At 63.1% G+C, this 17,857-nt stretch carries 18 protein-coding genes; 6 read left to right on the top strand and 12 right to left on the bottom strand.

The genetic code is table 11. The annotated features are described in order from the left end of the window. The first annotated feature begins 51 nt into the window (after nucleotides 1-51). Together B2828_RS00155 and pdxH are read left to right on the top strand one after the other, a co-directional pair. Complete coding sequence (locus tag B2828_RS00155) at nucleotides 52-1,728, top strand: ArnT family glycosyltransferase (protein WP_479631646.1); 1,677 nt, start codon at nucleotides 52-54, stop codon at nucleotides 1,726-1,728. A gap of 82 nt (nucleotides 1,729-1,810) precedes the next feature. Next, a complete protein-coding gene (gene pdxH / locus B2828_RS00150; protein ID WP_479631645.1) occupies nucleotides 1,811-2,449 on the top strand; it encodes a pyridoxamine 5'-phosphate oxidase in 639 nt (212 codons plus the stop codon). On the opposite strand, the gene B2828_RS00145 is transcribed toward pdxH, so the two are convergent. The 4 genes from B2828_RS00145 to B2828_RS00130 all read right to left on the bottom strand — a co-directional run bounded on the left by B2828_RS00145 (nucleotide 2,450) and on the right by B2828_RS00130 (nucleotide 6,455). Further along, on the bottom strand, nucleotides 2,450-3,841 hold the full coding sequence (locus B2828_RS00145) for a nucleoside recognition domain-containing protein (RefSeq protein ID WP_479631644.1): 1,392 nt from the start codon (nucleotides 3,839-3,841) through the stop codon (nucleotides 2,450-2,452). It abuts the gene before it with no gap. Nucleotides 3,842-3,904: 63 nt separating this feature from the next. Beyond that, a complete protein-coding gene (locus B2828_RS00140) occupies nucleotides 3,905-4,387 on the bottom strand; it encodes a cupin domain-containing protein (protein WP_479631643.1) in 483 nt (160 codons plus the stop codon). A gap of 39 nt (nucleotides 4,388-4,426) precedes the next feature. After that, entirely contained in the window at nucleotides 4,427-5,599 is a 1,173-nt protein-coding gene (gene nagA, locus B2828_RS00135; protein WP_479631642.1) for an N-acetylglucosamine-6-phosphate deacetylase, read from the bottom strand. Further along, nucleotides 5,580-6,455 carry a DNA-methyltransferase gene (locus B2828_RS00130; RefSeq protein ID WP_479631641.1) on the bottom strand — a complete coding sequence of 292 codons (876 nt, stop codon included), beginning with the start codon at nucleotides 6,453-6,455 and terminating at the stop codon, nucleotides 5,580-5,582. Before B2828_RS00130 ends, nagA begins: the two co-directional genes overlap by 20 nt. 63 nt (nucleotides 6,456-6,518) lie before the next feature. Between B2828_RS00130 and speA the strand changes: the two genes are divergently transcribed. Both speA and B2828_RS00120 read left to right on the top strand, forming a co-directional pair. Further along, nucleotides 6,519-8,453, top strand: coding sequence for a biosynthetic arginine decarboxylase (gene speA / locus B2828_RS00125; protein WP_479631640.1), 1,935 nt, complete (start codon nucleotides 6,519-6,521; stop codon nucleotides 8,451-8,453). An 84-nt stretch (nucleotides 8,454-8,537) separates the two neighbouring features. Beyond that, a complete protein-coding gene (locus B2828_RS00120) occupies nucleotides 8,538-11,246 on the top strand; it encodes a hypothetical protein (RefSeq protein ID WP_479631639.1) in 2,709 nt (902 codons plus the stop codon). On the opposite strand, the gene B2828_RS00115 is transcribed toward B2828_RS00120, so the two are convergent. Then, nucleotides 11,224-11,628, bottom strand: a complete 405-nt coding sequence (locus B2828_RS00115; RefSeq protein ID WP_479631638.1) for an OsmC family protein — start codon at nucleotides 11,626-11,628, stop codon at nucleotides 11,224-11,226. The genes B2828_RS00120 and B2828_RS00115 overlap by 23 nt on opposite strands. Nucleotides 11,629-11,730: 102 nt before the next feature. On the opposite strand from B2828_RS00115, the gene atpC reads away from it, so the two are divergent. Both atpC and B2828_RS00105 read left to right on the top strand, forming a co-directional pair. After that, on the top strand, nucleotides 11,731-12,150 hold the full coding sequence (gene atpC, locus B2828_RS00110; protein ID WP_479631637.1) for an ATP synthase F1 subunit epsilon: 420 nt from the start codon (nucleotides 11,731-11,733) through the stop codon (nucleotides 12,148-12,150). Nucleotides 12,151-12,159: 9 nt separating this feature from the next. Next, entirely contained in the window at nucleotides 12,160-12,600 is a 441-nt protein-coding gene (locus tag B2828_RS00105; RefSeq protein ID WP_479631636.1) for a C-GCAxxG-C-C family protein, read from the top strand. A gap of 3 nt (nucleotides 12,601-12,603) precedes the next feature. On the opposite strand, the gene B2828_RS00100 is transcribed toward B2828_RS00105, so the two are convergent. The 7 genes from B2828_RS00100 to hisC all read right to left on the bottom strand — a co-directional run bounded on the left by B2828_RS00100 (nucleotide 12,604) and on the right by hisC (nucleotide 17,857). Beyond that, entirely contained in the window at nucleotides 12,604-13,164 is a 561-nt protein-coding gene (locus B2828_RS00100; protein ID WP_479631635.1) for a hypothetical protein, read from the bottom strand. A gap of 40 nt (nucleotides 13,165-13,204) precedes the next feature. After that, entirely contained in the window at nucleotides 13,205-13,738 is a 534-nt protein-coding gene (ssb, locus tag B2828_RS00095; protein WP_479631634.1) for a single-stranded DNA-binding protein, read from the bottom strand. Between the two features lie 69 nt (nucleotides 13,739-13,807). Further along, a complete protein-coding gene (rpsF, locus tag B2828_RS00090; protein ID WP_479631633.1) occupies nucleotides 13,808-14,116 on the bottom strand; it encodes a 30S ribosomal protein S6 in 309 nt (102 codons plus the stop codon). A gap of 11 nt (nucleotides 14,117-14,127) precedes the next feature. Next, the gene (gene pth, locus B2828_RS00085) at nucleotides 14,128-14,676 is read right to left on the bottom strand and encodes an aminoacyl-tRNA hydrolase (RefSeq protein ID WP_479631632.1); all 549 of its coding nucleotides are present in this window, start codon (nucleotides 14,674-14,676) and stop codon (nucleotides 14,128-14,130) included. A gap of 18 nt (nucleotides 14,677-14,694) precedes the next feature. Beyond that, nucleotides 14,695-15,363 carry a 50S ribosomal protein L25 gene (locus B2828_RS00080; protein ID WP_479631631.1) on the bottom strand — a complete coding sequence of 223 codons (669 nt, stop codon included), beginning with the start codon at nucleotides 15,361-15,363 and terminating at the stop codon, nucleotides 14,695-14,697. 15 nt (nucleotides 15,364-15,378) lie between these two features. Beyond that, the gene (locus B2828_RS00075; protein ID WP_479631630.1) at nucleotides 15,379-16,335 is read right to left on the bottom strand and encodes a ribose-phosphate diphosphokinase; all 957 of its coding nucleotides are present in this window, start codon (nucleotides 16,333-16,335) and stop codon (nucleotides 15,379-15,381) included. A 394-nt stretch (nucleotides 16,336-16,729) separates the two neighbouring features. After that, nucleotides 16,730-17,857, bottom strand: a complete 1,128-nt coding sequence (gene hisC, locus B2828_RS00070) for a histidinol-phosphate transaminase (RefSeq protein WP_479631629.1) — start codon at nucleotides 17,855-17,857, stop codon at nucleotides 16,730-16,732.

Below are 17,857 nucleotides of genomic sequence, written 5' to 3'. Positions count from 1 at the left end.
AATATTGCCCGGACCGCTCCGCATCCCGCGTGGCAAGGACCCGTTATTGCTTTGATCCAGTTATCTGAAATCCGCCGTTCGACGTTTCGCGACGTACTGATCCTCCTCTTACTTTCTTACTTCGCCTTCTGGTGGAACCTCGGAAAGATGGGGTTGATTGATCCCGACGAGCCCTTTTACGCCCTCACCGCCCGCGAAATGGTGCAATCCAACGACTGGATGACGCCGCAGATTTTCGGCGCGCCGCAGTTTGAGAAACCGATCCTCTACTACTGGACCGTCGCCGCCTCCTTCCGGGCCTTTGGCGAATCCGAGTGGGCTGGCCGCTTCTCCGCCGCCGTGGCCGCCACCGTGCTGGTCTTTCTCACCTACGCCTTTGCCCGCCGCCTTTTCAACGCCCGCGCCGCCCTCATTGCCGGGGCCTTCATGGCCGGTGGGGTGGAGCTCTGCCTCATGGGGCGGCTCATGCTTACGGATATCCCGCTGGCCGTCTTCATCACCGCCGCGCTCTACTGTTACTGGCGAGCGCTGGAGGAACCGGCGCGCCGGGATCGCTGGGTCATCCTGCACTTCGTCTTTACCGGCCTGGCCGTACTGACCAAGGGGCCCATCGGCACGCTCGTCCCGCTCTTTTCCGCGCTCTGCTTCACCTGGCTGGGCAAGCGCCCGTGGGTCTTCCGGGGCCGGGGCTTCTGGATCGGGGCCGGGCTGCACCTCCTCATCGTCGGGCCCTGGTATGGCCTGATGTTGGAGCAGCACTGGTCGCGCTTTATCGAGGAATTCTTCTACCGCGATAACATCCTCCGTTTCGTCCGCGCCGAGCACCCCTCCAATAATCATTTCTGGTACTACCCCGGCGTGCTCTTGATCGGCTCCATCCCGTGGCTGCCCGCCGCGCTCCTGGGGCTGAAAAAACTCTTCTGGAAGTTCCGCTCCTCGCCCGCCACGCTCTTCTGCGCCTGCTGGTTTTTGCCGAACCTGCTTTTCGTCACCCTCGCCCAGTCGAAGCTTCCCTCCTACGGCTTCTACCTTTTCGTCCCGCTGGCCATCGCGATCGGCGCGGCCCTGGACGCCATCGTGGCCCGTGGCTTTGAATCCGCCGCCGAACGGCGCGTGGTCCTCGGCGCAGCCGCCCTGCAAGCCGTGGTCCCCTTTGCCGTCCCGTTCGTGCCCATGGCGCGGGGCTTTTCCGTCGCTGCCATTGGCTTTGGCGTCGTGCTGAGCGTCGCTCTGGTCGCCTTCTGCCTCCGGCGTTACCGGCTCTGGATCGGAGCCACCGCCTGCGCGACCGCCGTTCTGCTGGTCGGCCTCGTCTCCTTCTCCTTCGAGACCCTGGACGCAACCGTCTCCATCCGCGCCACGGCCCTGAAAATGGCCGCGGAGCGCCGCGACGGCGAGCCGCTGCTCTCGGGCAAATTCGGCATGCGCGGCGTGGCCTATTACACCCGCGAGAGCGTATCGGTGCTTTCGCGGAAAAAATCGCCCTTCTGGGCTGATCATCCGGTGCCGATCATCCACTTCGACGGTCTCTCCGCGTTCATGGAAAAATACCCGAGCGCCCTTTGCACCATGCGCCAGTCCGATTGGCGAGGGTTTAGCAAATCGGAGGTGTTTGGCACTTCCGACGGCGAGTGGATCGGCGAGAACATCCTCATTCGCGCCACGCGCCCGGCCGCCTCCGGCTCCATGGCCCCCGATCCCGCCCAACCGAAGGCCAAAAGCCTGTAGCTCACCGTAAAAGGCCCTTTTTTTCCCATCGACTCACGCTTCCACTTGGAAGCCGGGCCCGGGCGGGTATGCTAAAGGCACCATGAATCTTGCCGACGTACGCTCCGACTACCGCAAAGGCAAATTGCGGCGCGAGGACCTCAAGCCCGACCCCATTGATATGTTCAACTTCTGGTTGGACGAAGTGATCGAAGCCAAGGTCGTCGAGCCCACCGCCATGAGCCTGGCCACCTGCGGAGCCGACGGGCACCCCCTGCTGCGTACCGTGCTTTTGAAAGGCCTCGACGCGCGCGGGTTCGTCTTTTTCACCAACCTCGAAAGCCGCAAAGCCCAGCAGCTCGGCGAAAACCCGAACGTCTCGCTTCTCTTCCCGTGGCTGCCGCTGGAGCGCCAGGTCATCGTCCGGGGCCGCGCCGACAAAATCCCGGCCATGGAATCGCTGAAGTACTTTATGTCGCGTCCGCGCGAAAGCCAGCTTGCCGCCTGGGCCTCGCGCCAGAGCCACGCCATTTCCTCGCGCACCGTGCTGGAAATGGAGTGGGGTAAATTGAAAGAGAAATTCGGCGCGGGGAAAATCCCGCTCCCCTCCTTTTGGGGCGGCTTCCGCGTCAAGCCCGAGACCATCGAATTCTGGCAAGGCGGCTCAAACCGCCTGCACGACCGCTTCGAATACACCGCCCAGCCCGACGGCTCCTGGGTGATCGAGCGCCTCGCGCCCTGATTACGCAAACAGCCACCGGCAGACCGCGATGGAGGCGATGACGCCCACGCAATCGGCGGTGAGGCCCGCGAGCACCGCGTGGCGCGTTTTGCGGATGCCGACCGAGCCGAAGTAGACCGCCAGCACGTAAAACGTCGTCTCCGTGCTGCCAAAGATCGTTCCGGCCATCAGCGCTTGCAGGCTGTCGGCCCCGAAATTGTGGACGATCTCCGTGAAAATGCCCGTTGTCGCGCTGCCGCTCAAGGGCCGGATCAGCACCATCGGCAGCAGATCCACCGGGAAGCCGACCGCGCCCAGCACCGGCCCGAGCGCCTTGGAAATCAGCCCGATGCCCCCCGCGCTGCGGAACATCCCCACCGCCACCAGGATCGCCACCAGGAACGGGATGATCCGCGTTGCCACCTGGAAGCCCTCGCGCGCCCCTTCCACGAATTCCTCGTAGACCTTAACCCCGCGCAGCCAGGCGTAGAGCGGGAAAAACGTGAACGCGAACGGCAGCGCCAAAAGCCCCGCCACGCTCAGGAGCCGCGTCGCCAGGTGCAGCCGGGCCAGCTCGGGCCCCAGCGGCTCGAACGAAAACGCCGGGATCACCCGGGGTAGCGCCGCGTGCAGGGTGGCAAAGCCCTCGTTGGCCAGCGCGGGGAAGGCGAGAATGAAAAACATCGCCGCCATCGCAAGCGCATAGAGCGCCAGCAGATACCGGCCCTCGCGCGAAACCGGCGTCGGCTCCGGCGGAATTTCGGTTGGCGCATCGGCGGCTTCCGGCTCCGCTTTTCGCGGGGCGGGGTTTGCCGGAACGGGCGGGAGCTTAAAGCGGGGCAGCTTCTCCAGAAACTTCACGCTCACGAGCCCCGCGGTGAAGGCGCAGAGGGTTGCCAGGAGCGCGCTCGGGACAATCGCCGCGGGGCGGGTCGAACCGTTCACCGCCAGAATCCCGATCGCCGTCGCCGGGATCAGCTGAATGGAGGCCGTGTTGATTGCCAAAAAGGTACACATCGCATTGCTGGCCAGGCCGGGGTGGGGGTTCAGGCCTTCCAGATGCTTCATCGCCTTGAGGCCCAGGGGCGTCGCGGCATTGCCCAGGCCGAGCATGTTTGCCGCCATGTTGAGCGCCATCGCCCCCAGCGCCGGGTGCCCCTCCGGGACGTCCGGGAAAAGCCGCCGCATCAAAGGCCGCAGCAGGCGCGCGAGCACGTTGACCAATCCCGCCAACTCCGCCAGCCGCATCATGCCGAGCCAGAGCGCGAACCAGCCCGCGAGCGGCAGGGCGATGCCCATCACGGCGTTTTTCGCGCTGTCGGCAGCGGCGGCGGTTACCGGGCCGAGGTTGCCGGAAAACCCGCCGATAAAGACGGCCAGGAGCAGAAGAGAAAGCCAGATCGGGTTAAGCACGCGCGCATTATCATCGTGTCGCGGCGATTCGCCAAGCGGGAGTTTTTTGGAAACGCACGCGCTCTATTCTTCCGGCTCGTAATAGGCGGCTTCGTTCATGGTGAAGCATTGGAGACCGGGTTTGATCACGAATTTGCCGGGTGTGTCGGGATAGGTGGCGATGTCGGCCCGGGGATGGTTGGCGATGACGTAGTAGGTCAGGTCGGAGGTCCCGGTGTTGCGGATCTGGTGGGGCTCGCCGGGAGCGCATAGGATGTGATCCCCGGCGCTGACGGGCTCGCAGCCTTCCGCGCCGCGCACTTCGCCGCTGCCGCTGAGGATCAGGTACATTTCCCATTGGGCCGCGTGCGCGTGGAATGGAAACCCAGCCGCGCCGGGCGGGAGGGTAAAGTGCTCCACGTCGAACGGGTGGCCGCCGCCCCATTCGCCGACGTCTTTGGTGCCGCCCAAAGCCTGCGAAACCGAGCGGCGTTCAAGCTGGTATTTACCGTGCGGCGAGCGGGTGGATTTCGCGGGGATTTCGGAGAGCCGGGCGATCTTGATCATAGGGAATCGTGCGTTTTCTTTTGGGAGGCTAATTGGAGGCTAATTTTTCCGGTAAACCCGCCGCCCGCCCACGAATGTCGCGAGCACGCCGAGGTCGTCGTCCAGGATTACCAAGTCTGCGTCCGCGCCCGCTTCCAGGCGGCCTTTGGTTTCGAGGTGGAGAGCTTGCGCGGGGTTGAAAGTCGCCATGCGCACCGCTTCGCAGACGGGGATATCCGCCTCGCGCACGAGCGTCTGGACCAGGTGGCTCATCAGTGACGTGCTGCCCGCCAGCGCGTGGCCATCGGCGGTCAGGCCCACGTGATTGCGCACCACGCACTCCATTTCACCCAGCCGAAAGGGCGTCCCCTCCGGCAGCCCGGCTCCGGCCGTGGCGTCGGTGACGAGGAGGATCCCTCCCGGTCCCTTGGCCTGGTAGAGCATCCGCATCAAGGTCGGCGAAACGTGCCGCCCGTCGGCGATCAGCTCGCAGGTGATCCCCGGTTCGCTCAGCGCGAACTCCAGGAGCCCCGCCACGCGGAATGGCCCCCGGCGGCGGGCCGAGGACATGGCGTTGAAAGCGTGCGTCACCCCCTCCATCCCATGGGCGAACGCTGCGCAGGCCTCTTCGTCCCACGCGTCGCTATGGCCGCCGCTGACCCGGATGCCGAGCGCCCGCAGCGCCGAGATGAGCGCCAGCGCCCCGGGCCGTTCGGGGGCGAGCGTTACTTGGGTAATCACATCGGCCCATTCCAGCAACGGCGCGTAAAGCTCCGGCTTGGGGTCGCGGATCAGCTCCGGGCGGTGCGCGCCGATTTTCTCCGGTGAAAAATAGGGCCCCTCCAGGTGGATGCCCAGCAGCGCCGCCCCGTCGTGTGGGCTCTGGCGGTAGGCCCGGGCGGTTTTCAGCACCCTGAGGAGATCCGCGTTCTCCGCCGCCACCGTTGTGAGCGCCAGCGCCGTCGTGCCTCCCTGGGCGTGGGCGCGGCAGATCGCCTCGAACGCCTCGGGCGTCGCCTCCATGGCGTCGTGGCCGTCCGCCCCGTGGAGGTGGATATCGATGAACCCCGGTGCGAGAAAGCGTTCGCCCAAGTGCTGCACATCGTCCCCCGGTTCGGGCTGGAGAGCGCGCCCCACGGCCACGATCTTCCCGTCGACGACGCGCAGATCGGCCTGCGGCACCACTTGGTCAGGGAAAATCAGGCGGGCGTTTTTAAAAAGAAGGCTGGGCATGGCGGTTAGGGTCTTGGCGCGGCGTGGAAGCGCTTGCCGCCGCCGCGCTCAGCCGGGCCCGGGCTTCTTCGAGGTAGCCCTCGTCGATGTCGAACCCGATGAACCGGCCTGCGCCGCACTTCATCGCCGCCAGGGCAGTATGGCCGATTCCGTTGAACGGGTCGAGCACGACGCTCTGGCCCCCCACGCCGTGGAGTTTCAGGCACATTTCCGCCAGCTCCACCGGGAACGTCGCCGGGTGGGGGCGCTCGGCCCGGTGCTCAATCGTTTCGTAGGGGACGAACCACGTATTCCCCCGGCACCGGCAGTCCCGCCCCCCGGTGTGCCGCCAGCGAGTGACGTTGGATTTATCCGCGTAGGGCACCCCGACTGCCAGGCGGTCCAGGCAGACCTCCCCGGTTTTCGTGAAGTGAAAAAGGTATTCATGGCAGTCGCTGATGAACCGGGGCGAGTTAATCGGCTTAAAATGCCCGGCGGAAACCAGCTCCCCCGCCGCCGTGCGCACCGTGATCGACTTGACCCAGTGGAGCGTATTCTGGAGCACGAAAAGCTCGCTAAAACCCAGCGCCAACTGGTGCGGCAGCAGCGGATTGGCCGGAGCCGCCCCGATATTGAGGAAAAAAGAGCCCTCCGGCTTCAGCACCCTTTTCAGCTCCTCCCCCCAGCGCATCGACCACTCTAGGAAATCCGCCCGCCGGGCCGTATCGCGGAAATGGGCGTACCGGGTCCCCAGGTTGTACGGCGGCGACGTCACCGCCACGTCCACCGAGCCCGTTTCCAGCGCGCGCATCCCCTCCACGCAATCGCCGTGACGGAGATCGAAAACCTGCCCCACCGCCCATCCGTGTAAAATCATTGTGACGAGGATGCAAAACCCATTGCAAACCGGCGTGAGAAAACTAGGATTCCCACCTTGCCCATGACTCCTCCTGATTGGAACATCGACTCAGCCATAGAACTCTACAACATCGACCGATGGGGTACGGGTTACTTTTCCATCAACCAGCGCGGAAACGTAGAGATCCTCCCCACCACCGATCCGGCGACCGCCATTGACATCATGGAGGTCATCGAAGATGCGCGCGACCGGGGCCTTACATTTCCTCTCGTTTTGCGTTTCCAGGATTTGCTGCGTCACCGGGTCGAGACGATCAACCTCGCCTTCCAGTCGGCCATCAACGAGTTCGGCTACAAGAACAACTACCGCGGCGTCTTCCCCATCAAGGTCAACCAGCTCCGCGAAGTCGTTGAGGAGATCTTCGACGCGGGCCGCCCCTTCCACCTCGGCATCGAGGCGGGCAGCAAGCCGGAACTTCTTGCCGCCCTCGCCATCAACAGCGATCCCGAGAGCCTGGTCATCTGCAACGGCTACAAAGATTGCCAGTTCATCCGCAGCGCGCTCCTCGGCAACAAGCTCGGCAACCGCGTCATCATGGTCGTTGAGAAGCTCGAGGAGCTCTTCCAGATTTTGAAAGTCTCCAAGGAAATGGGCGTCGAGCCGATGATCGGTCTGCGCGTCCGGCTCCAGTCCAAGGGAGCGGGAAAATGGGCCACCAGCGGCGGCGAAAACGCCAAGTTCGGCCTCTCCACCGCCGACTTAGTGCGCGCCAGCGAGACCCTGCGCGCCGAGGGCCTGGCGCATTGCCTTAAGCTCGTCCACTTCCACGTCGGCTCCCAGGTGCCCGACATCGGCACCATCAAGCGCGCCGTGCGCGAGGCCGCCCGCTTCTACTCCAAGCTCGCCAAGCTCGGCCACGACCTCGGCTACCTCGACGTCGGCGGCGGCCTGGGCGTCGATTACGACGGCTCGAACACCGCCTTTGACAGCTCCGCCAACTACACCCTCCAGGAATACGCCCGCGACGTCATCTACAACATCATGGACGTGTGCGACTCCGAGGAAGTCCCGCACCCCATCGTCATCAGCGAAAGCGGCCGCGCGCTCGTGGCGCACCACTCCGTCCTGATCGTCGAAGCCTTCGGAGCCATCGAGAAATTTGACAACGGCAACGACGCCAAGGCCCGCCAGGACGACCACAAGCTCGTTCGCGACATCCTCGACATCGAGAAAAATCTGACCGCCTCCAACCGGACAGAAATGCTCCACGACGCCCAGGAAATCAAAGAGCAGACGCTCTCGATGTTCAACTTCGGCTTGATGGACCTGGAGAGCAAAGCCAAGGTCGAGCAATCCTACTGGCGCATCGCCGCCCGCATCGTCAAGCTCTTCCAGGAGGAGCAGGACGAAGTCGAGTACGTCCCCGACGAAGTCAAGGAACTCGAAGTCGCCCTGGGCGACCAGTACGTCTGCAACTTCTCCGTCTTCCAGAGCCTGCTTGACCACTGGGCCCTCGGGCAGCTCTTCCCCGTCATGCCGATCCACCGCCTTGCCGAGGAGCCGACCCGCCATGCCACGCTGGTCGACATCACGTGCGATTCCGACGGCAAGGTGAGCAAATTCATCGACCTCCAGGACGTCAAGGAAACCCTCCCCGTCCACACCCTCAAGGGCGACGAACCCTACTACATCGGCTTCTTCCTAATGGGCGCCTACCAGGACATCATGGGCGACCTCCACAACCTCTTCGGGCGCGTCAACGAAGCCCACGTCTTCTTGGACGAAGACGAAGAGGACGGCTTCTACATCGAGGAGACCATCGAGGGAAGCACCATCGGCGAAGTCCTCTCCATGACCCAGTGGAGCCAGTCCGACCTCATCCGCCGGTTCAAGAAACAGGTCGATGCCGCCATCAAGAGCGACCGCCTCAAGCCCAACGAAGGCATGAAACTGCTCACCGCCTACGAGCGGAGCCTCAAGAACTACACCTACCTGCACATCAACTACGGCAGGTAATCGCCGTGGCCCCGGGCGCGCGGCGGTTTCCCCGCGAATCTCCGATTCCGAATCTGGAGATTTGCGGCGGAATGGGTTAAGATCGTGCGTTCGCCTTCCATCCTCATGATCACCCCGCCCTCTCCCGCCCTTTCGCCCGCGCGTGGCAAGCGCCGGGCCCTGCTGCGGAAGATCGTCACGCGCACCTTCTGGGTGGCGGTGATCGCGGCAATGTTGACCGTCTTTTGGGCCCTCTGGTACGTGAGTCACCGGGGCTTCTCCCACAAGTGGCGCCGGACGCTCACCGAGGAGCTCTCCAAGCGCGGCGTCCACATCACCTTCTCGCGCCTCACGCTCAACCCCCTGCAAGGCTTGGTCGCGCGCGACGTGCGGATACGCGACTCCCGCGAGGGCGGCCGCGCCATGGCCGTCATTAACGAGGTCGTCCTCGACATCAACTACTCCAACCTCGTCCACCACGAGCCGTTCCTTAACGCCATCGAGCTGCGCAACGCCACCGTCTCCCTGCCGCTCGACGTCGCCGCCGGACCTCGCGGGCCGCAGCTTCCCATCTCCCACCTTAACGCCCGCATCCTCTTTCCCCCGCATCACCTCGATATCCAGCGGGCCGAAGCCCGGGTGCGCGGCCTCAATATCGGCCTCACCGGCCGCTTCGTGAACCCCGAGAAGCTCCAGATGCCCAACCGGGAGCCGTCCGACTCGCACCCGCTCGACCGCCTGCGCGAATTCCTAGACCGCCTTGAGCGCCTCGGCCTCAACGGGGGCCGCCCCACGCTCGACTTGAACGTCAGCGGCGACCTGGCGAAGCCCTCCAGCCTCTTTGTCGAGGGCCTCTTTACCTCCGGAGCCTTTACCCTCCAGGGAGAGAAAGCCATCGAGTCCGTCCGGATCGCCGCCACGCTTTCCGAAGGGAGCGTCCGGCTCGACCAGTGCGAAATCACCGACCGCGCCGGGAGCCTCGAAGCCACCGGCAGCTACCAGATCGGCACCGGCGAGGCCTTCCTCCAGGCCCGCTCCACCCTCGACCTGCCCACGCTCATCCACGCCGTCGATCCCACCAGCGCCGTCAACGAACTGGTCCTCTACCGCGAGCCCGTCCTGGAAATCAACGCCTCGGGCAGCTTCCTTAACGCCCCATCGCTGAGCCTCTACGGGCGCTTCTCCACGGGGCGCTTCGCCGCCCGCTCGCTCGTTTTTGAAGGGGCCGAGGCCGATTTTTCCCTCAACAGCCCCGACTTCACCAAGGAGAACCTCAAGTGGTACCTGCACGGGGCCCGGATCCGGCACAAGGACGGCGAATTCCGCTTGAACGCCATGCAGGTCCCGGGAGACTTCCGCTTTAACCTGGATAGCCAGATCAACCCCGCGGTCTTCCTGCCGCTGATGCCCGGCGCGGTCCGGGAAAAGCTCACCGAATGGGAGTTTCGCACCGCGCCGCTCGTCCACATGGAGGGCTTCGGGACCAAGTGCGACCCGCAGGCCATCGAAGTCTCCGGCCAGATCCAGCTCGGCGCGACCAAGGCGCGCGGCGTCCCCTTAAAGAGCGTCTCGGCTCAGGTCGGCTTCAAGGGGAACGTCCTCAGTATCGGCAACATCAAGCTGGAACGCGCCGAGGGGAACGCCAGCGGCGCCGTCGCCTACGACTTCAACACCGACGAACTGCAATTCAAAAACGTCCGGACCACGATCAACGCCGCCGAGATTGTGCGCATCTTCGACCGCGAACTTTCCGACGACCTCGCCCCCTACCGCTTCAAGACTCGCCCCCCCTCGCTCGTGGCCAACGGCAAGGTCGGCTGCGCCCATGACGACTGGAACCGCAACCGCCTGCGCATCGAGGTCGACAGCCCGCAGGGCATGGACTACACCTTCCTGGGCAAGAACCTCTCCGCCACGAAAATCAACGGCGTCGTCAGCGTCGTGGGGGACCGCCTTAAGATCGACAACCTCGACGCCCTCCTCTTCGGCGGCCACCTGCGCGGCAAGGCCGATATCTCCTTGCGCAAGACCGCGGGCGACTACACCGCCGAGCTCTACACCGAGGCGATCGATTTTCCGAGCCTCACCAAGCTCTACTTCGACTTCGACACCTCGCAGGGGAAACTCTACGGCGCGTTCAACTTCTCCGGCCTACACGACCTCGCCCGAGCCATCGACGGCACCGGGAACATCTACATCGCCGATGGCAACGTCTTTGCCATCCCCATCTTCGGCCCCTTTTCCGGCATCCTCAACGAAGTCCTGCCCGGCACCGGCTACAACGTCGCCCGCAAGGGGACCTGCACCTTTCAGATGCGCGACGGCGTGGTGAGCACCGAGGACCTCGTCATGGAGGGTCGCGGCTTCTCGATCCTGGGCCGGGGCAAGCTCTTCATCCTGGAAGACCGGATGGACTTCTTCGCCCGCATCAACGCCCAAGGCCTGCCGGGGAAAGTGCTCACCCCGATCAGCCACCTGCTGGAGTACGTCTCCGACGGTAGCCTAATCAAGCCCGCCTGGAGGCCCCGGCGGTTGCCCAAAATCATTTTCCCATACAACCCGCCGCACCCGAACGCCTCGCCATCACCGTCGGCCTCGCCCTCGCCTTCCGCAGGCCCGGCTCCGGCCTCCGGCGCAAGCGCCACGCCGGGGACTTCGGGGTCTTCACCCGCCGCCCCCTCGCCCAGCCCCAGCGCTTCGCCTTCCGCCCTCCCCGCGCCCGCGCCGGTCGGCTCCGGCACGCAGGGGAAAATCTGGCAGGCCCCGTGGCGGGCGGTCACGCGCGGGATTTTTACGCCGCGTAGTGGAAGGTGACCGGCTTCTCGACCTCCGGATGCAGGCTCTGGTGTACCGGGCACGTGTGGGCCGCCCGTTCCAGCGCCGGGTTGGGAGCGATCCCCGCCGGGAGCCAGATTTCCGTGGTTAGCCGGGCGATGCGCCGGGGCGGGGTCGTGGTCATCTCCTTGCTCACCTCGATCTTCATCCCCGTGAGGTCGAGCCCGTGGCTCTCCGCATAGATGCCCATGATCGTCGCCATGCAGGCCCCCAGTGCGGCGGCCACCAGATCGGTGGGGGAAAACGCTTCCCCTTTGCCGTGATTGTCCACCGGCGCGTCGGTTTCGATGGATTTGCCCGAGGGGCCGTGGGTGGCGACACAGTGAAGGCCGCCCTGGTATTCGAGTGAAGTTTTAACCATGCCAGGGGATCGTCACCCGGAAGCCCAGCGAGCGCAATGGGAAAAAGTTTACTCGTTTCCGGCGCGGAAGTGGGATTTAATATGCGCAGTTTACGGTTCCGAATGTCCCTTTTACGCCTCAGAATAGCCACGCCCGACGCCAGTCTTTTTGAAGGCAACGGGACCCTCGTGGAACTTCCCACCACCGAGGGGCAGATCGGCATTTACCCCGGCCACGTGCCGCTGGTCGCCACGCTGGGCGAGGGGGTGATCCACTTCCACTCGCCCGAGGGCCCCCTTTCCTGGGTGGTCATGGGCGGGTACGTCGAGGTGGAGCCGGAGCTGGTGACCGTCCTGGCGCTTTTCGCCTCCGAGGAGAGCGAGCACATCCAGATCGAAGAAGCGTGCAGCCGGGCCGAGGCGGCGCTGGAGCTGGCGGAAAAGCAGCCGCACGAGGTGGTCGAAGACCGCCTGGCGAAGCTGCGCATCGAACTCTCGCGCGGAAAATCCAAAGGCCTCGGGATCTCCGGGCCTACCGGATAAGACATTTTTATGAAATCAAGGAGCGATCTAGCAGAAGAGAAACTCGTATCCGGCTACAACTGTGCCCAAGCGGTGCTTTATTCCATGTGCGACAAAGTAGGCATGGACGCCCAAACGGCACTGAAGCTGGCCACCGGCTTTGGTGGCGGCATGGCCAGGGGCGGGCACGTCTGTGGAGCCATCAGCGGCGGCATTTTGGCGCTCGGCCTGAGCCTGGGCCGGGGAGAGAACGACGACAAGACCGCCACGGAGTACACCTACGCCCGCGTGCAGGAGATGATGGAGGCCATCCAGGCGAAGTACGGCTCGTGCCTCTGCCGGGAACTGCTGGAGGGCCGGGACCTGAACTCCCCCGAAGACAAAGCAAGCTACCAAGCCGCCGATTGCCTCCACAAAACCTGCGTGCCGCTCGTACGGGCCGTGGTGGAGTATGTGGAGGAGCGGGTGTAGAGGCTAATTGGAGTCGGGAAGTCGGTTGCCGATTTCTTCAAGAATCGTTCGTGCTTCTGCTTCGTCGACTCCTGCGCCAAAGCGGAAGGTTCCCGCCCCATAGTCGAACGCGATCCAGCCGCTGCCGATTCCCCAGAAGGCCAGCCCGGAGCGGAAATCCATGGGGTTGTAAGCCATGGGCGAAAGCCTGACATTGCACACGGCGGCGAGGTCGTAATCGCGGGTCCGGGGAAGAGCCCTTCCAAATAATTCTCGTTGAAGGACGAGGGCAACCGGCGAAATCGTGATCACTTCACGCCCGCCGAGCTGCCAGAGTACGAAGAATAGTGCCAAACTGCCGCCAATCGTCCAACCGAGGAGCCAGATGATGAGAAACGGCTCAGGGGCTTTTCCTTGATGAAAAAAAAGGCTGGCGAAGACTGCGATTTCACCGGCTGCCCAGCCACATAGCCAGAACAAAAGAAAGCAGACAATAAACCAATTCCGCTTTGCCGGAATGCGGATCACAAAATTTGCGCCTTCTTCCGATACCGTGTGGCGTGGTCCCGGTAATTTGACAAACATATAAAAAAAACGCCCGGAGAACGAACTCCGGGCGCAGAATTTAGAACGGGATATCGTCGCCTTCCACGTCCAGGTCGGGATCGACCGGCGGCTTGGGCGCTTGGGCGGGACGGCCTTGCGGGCGTCCGCCTCCCTGCTGCCCCTGAGGCGGGCGGGCCGGGCGGGATTGCTGGCGCGGGGGCTCGTCGGAGTATTCGCGGTCGTAACCGCCCCCTCCGCCGCCTTCCCCTCCACCGTTCTCACGGCTTCCGAGGAATTCGATGTTCTCCCCAACGACGCTGAGCTTGCTGCGCTTTTGTCCGGTTTGCTTATCGTCCCAGGAGTCCAAGCGAAGCCGCCCTTCCACAAACAGGGGACGGCCTTTCTTGAGGTACTGGGCGGCGACTTCCGCGGTTTTGCCCCACAGGGTCACGTCGATAAAGGTGACTTCTTCGCGCCGTTCGCCGTTGTCGGCGCTGTAGCGGCGGTTCACGGCTAACCCAAGCTCCGTCACGGCGGTTCCCTTGGGCGTATAACGAATTTCGGGATCGCGGGTGCAATTGCCGATCAGCATGACTTTGTTCAGACTGGCCATAGGCTTTTACCTCGGAAAAGTTGGGTGCGGTTGGGGTTGATGGGGTTAACGGGAAGCCCCGGAGGAAACTTACGCGGCGGCGGCGACCTTCTTGGCGGCCAGCTTGGTGTAGTTTTGGCGGAAGACCTCGGCGTCGAGTTTGAACTTCGCGCGGAGTTTTTCCAGCACTTCCGGGGTGCCGGTGAAAATAAAGTTCACGAAATAACCGGCGTCGACTTTCTGGGCGACGTAGGTGAAGTGGCGGCGGTCCATCTTCTGGACGGATTCGATGGCTGCGCCTTCTTTTTTGAATTCGCCTTCGATGCGTTCGACGGCTTCTTTCACGGCTTCGTCGCCGCCTTTGACGTTGAGGATGAGGAGTGCTTCGTAACGGTTCATTTTGTGGATATCTAGTTGAATTGATTCATCGCGGCTGGCAAGCCGTTATTTTGGGCAAATTCGATGGCGCTGACGGCCCGGTCGAGGGCGGCTTCCAGTTCGGGCGCTTCTTCTGGTGAAAAGCGTCCGAGCACGTGGCCGACCATGCCTCCGGGTACCGCGGCTCCGATGCCAATGCGCAGCCGGGGCACCGTGGGGGTGCCCAAGCGCTCAATGATGGATGCCATGCCGTTATGCCCTCCGGCTGAACCGCCGGTGCGCAGGCGCAGCTTGCCCAGGGGTAGGGCGAGGTCGTCGTAAACCACGAGGGTTTCCGCCGGGCCGGTTTTATAAAAACGGGCCACGGCGTTGACGGGTCCTCCGCTGAGGTTCATGAAGCTCGACGGTTTGCAGTAGACCACCCCTTCGGCGGCGGCTACCTCGGCCTTCCATTCTTTCTCCGTGCGCCAGTTGGCGCCGGAGCGGGCGGCGAGTTTGTCGAGCACCATAAAGCCCACGTTGTGCCGCGTGCGCTCGTATTCCCGCCCCGGGTTTCCTAACCCGACTATTAGGCGAAACATGGGCCGCGCGGCGTTCAATTACTTCTTGCCGGATTCCTTCTTGGGAGCGGCTTCTTCGGCGGGCTTCTTTTCCTTGATCACTTCGGGACCGGCTGCGGCGCCTTCAGCGGCGGGAGCGGCTTCGGGTTCGGGAGCCACGCTCGGTTCGGTGACGATGAAGATGGCCGTTTCAGGGGCTTCTGTGATGGTGACGCCAGCCGGGAGCTTGATGTCCTTGGCATGGAGGGAATCGCCAATGCCGAGCGCGGAGACGTCTACCGTGATGATTTCGGGCAGGTCTTGCGGTAAGCAGGAAATGGTGATCGTGCGGGCGAGCTGTTCGAGGATGCCGCCGTTGTTCTTGACGCCGGTGGCTTCGCCTACGGCTTCCACGGGGATGGCGCTTTCGAAGGTCTCGGTGGCGGAGACGCCGTGGAAGTCCACATGCTGGACTGCCTGGGTGACGGGGTGCCGCTGCACGTCCTGGATGAGTGCCAGGCGGTTGCTGCCCTCGGAGAGCTGGAGATCGACAAGGAGGTGCTCGCCCACGGCGTGGGCAAGGACGGTGTCGATGTCGCTCACGGTCACCTTAAGGGAGACGGGCGCTTCGTTGTGGGCGTAGATGACGGCCGGGACAAATCCCTGGGCCTTGATTTTTTTCACCGCGATGCGACCCACTTCGGAGCGGATCTGAGCGGCAAGCTTCACTTGTTTGGCCATACCTTACTTTTTTGCTTTGAGTTCAAATAGCGAACTGACGGATTCGTCATTGTGAATCCGCTTAATCCCTTCGCCGAGGAGTTCCGCGATGCAGAGAACGGTGACGGGCACGCCGTCACAGGTCTGGACCGGCACGCTGTTGGTGGTGATTAATTCTTTGATATCGCTCTTCCGGAGGCGCTCGATGGCGAGGTCGGAGAGGACGGCGTGCGAGACCGATGCGTAAATTTCTTTGGCGCCGTGGGCGCGCAGGATGGTGGCGGCGCTGGTGAGCGTGCCGGCGGTCTCGGTAAGGTCGTCGACGATGAGGACGTCCTTATCTTTTACGTCACCGATGATGTGGAGGTGCTCGATCTCGGTCGCGCTTTTGCGTTTCTTGGCGACGATGGCCAGGCTGGCGCCGAGGGCTTGGGCGGTGTAGGTGGCGTTTTTGACGCCGCCGACGTCGGGCGATACGACGACGAGGTTGTCGAGGTGCTTTTCAGCGAAATAGCGGTGGATGACGGGCAGGGCCTGGAGGTGATCGACGGGGATGTCGAAGAAGCCGGCGACCTGCTGGGCATGGAGGTCCATGGTCAGGACGCGGTCCACTCCGGCGGCGGTGAGGAGGTTGGCGATCAGCTTGGCGGTGATGGCGACGCGGGGCTGGTCCTTGCGGTCCTGGCGGGCGTATCCAAAGAAGGGGATGACGGCGGTGATGCGGGCCGCGCTGGCGCGGCGCGCGGCGTCGACCATAATCAGAAGCTCCATGAGGTTCTGATTGGTGGGCGGGCAGGTCGGCTGAACGAGGAACACATCCCGGCCCCGAACATTTTCGTTAAACTTAACGAAAGTTTCCCCATCGGGGAAAGAGTCAACGGTCGCATCGCCAAAAGGTACGCCGACGTAGCGTGCGATACGGCGGGCCAACTCGCGATGAGCGGAACCGCTAAAAATTTTCAATTCGGAGGACTGGGACATTTTCTGTGTTTTGACGAAAGGAGAGAGACTCTATGACGCCGAAAAATAATATCAATCGCAAACTTTCGGGTTTTAACAGAAGGATTCGCTATTGGGTGTTCGGAAAATGCGCAAAGGCTGTCATAAGGGAAATGGAGTTTCCTTAAGATGGGTGCCGTGGGAGGGGCTGCTGGTTGCAAGGGTTTGGGGAGGATAAGCGCCTTTAGGATAAGCGCCCGGGGCGCTTGGCGGATTCGCTTCGCTCTCCAGAATGAGCAAGGCGGGGCGATGGCGGCCTTTGCGCAAGACGCAGTTTTTTTGCGCCCGCCTTGCTGATGTTTTGGCTTCCGGGGCTCTGTCCCAGACCCCGGCAAGGGGCGTTTGCCCCTTGCATCCCATGGAAACTTCGTTTCCTTTAGTGGCACTTGGGCACTTCTTGCGTGCGCGGCGGCTCGACGAAGTGGTTCAGTTCTCGGATGAAGCGGGTGTTTTGCTCCATGGTGCCGACGGTAACGCGTACCCACTCCAGCAGGCCGTAGGAGTCCATGGCCCGGATGATGACGCCCCGTTTTTGCAGTTCTTCAAAGAGTCGCTTGCCGTTGCCGACTTTTACCAGGATGAAGTTGGAGTAGCTCGGTACGTATTTCAGCCCCAGGGAGGCAAAACAGCGCTGGAGGTAGTCCCTTCCTTCTTTGGTGAGTTCGCGCGTGGCCTTCTGGTGATCCTCGTCAAGCAACCCGGCGAGCGCGCCCACTTGGGCGATCAGGTTGGCGTTGAAGGGTTCCCGGGTTTTTTGCAGGACTTCGGTAAGTTCCTTGCTGGCCAGCCCGTAGCCGATCCGCAGCCCTGCAAGCCCCTGGATTTTGGAGAAAGTGCGCAGGGTAATGACGTTGGTGCGCCCCGCCTGGATGTACTTCACGGTATCCAGCGGTTCATCCAGGAACTCCATGTAGGCCTCGTCGAATACGACGACGACCCGCTCGGGGATCTTATCAATAAAGGCATCGAGCTGAGCCTGGCTGACGATGGTGCCGGTCGGGTTGTTCGGGTTATTGACGAAAACGATCTTAGTGCGCTCGTTGACGGCGGCGGCGATGCCATCGAGGTCGTGAGTGAAGTGCGGATCGGGAACCTCGATGGTCTCGGCTCCGAAGAGCTGGGCCATGAGCTTATAAATGGAGAATGTGTGCCGCGAGACGACGATATTGTCGCCGGGGGTCAGAAAGGCGTGCCCGACGAATTCGATGACTTCGCTGGAGCCGTTGCCCAGGATGACGTTGGGGCGTTCGAGGCCGAATTTCTTGGCAATGGCCTCGCGCAGGTAATAAGCGCCGCCGTCCGGGTAAATGTGGGCCTGTTCCACCGCGACCTTCATGGCTTCGACGGCCTTGGGGGAGGGGCCCAGCGGGTTTTCGTTGGAGGCGATCTTGATAATCTCGGAGGGATCCAGCCCGAGTTCGCGCGCCACGTCATCGATCGGTTTTCCCGGTTCGTAGGCGACGAGATCGCGAAGCTGAGGGTTGGCGTAATTCCAAATGGACAT

The organism is Spartobacteria bacterium UBA695, assembly GCA_002298145.1.
Lineage (GTDB): Bacteria > Verrucomicrobiota > Verrucomicrobiia > Chthoniobacterales > Chthoniobacteraceae > UBA695.
The sequence above is the reverse complement of the archived record's forward strand: the minus strand, read 5'-3'. Positions and strand labels throughout refer to the sequence as shown.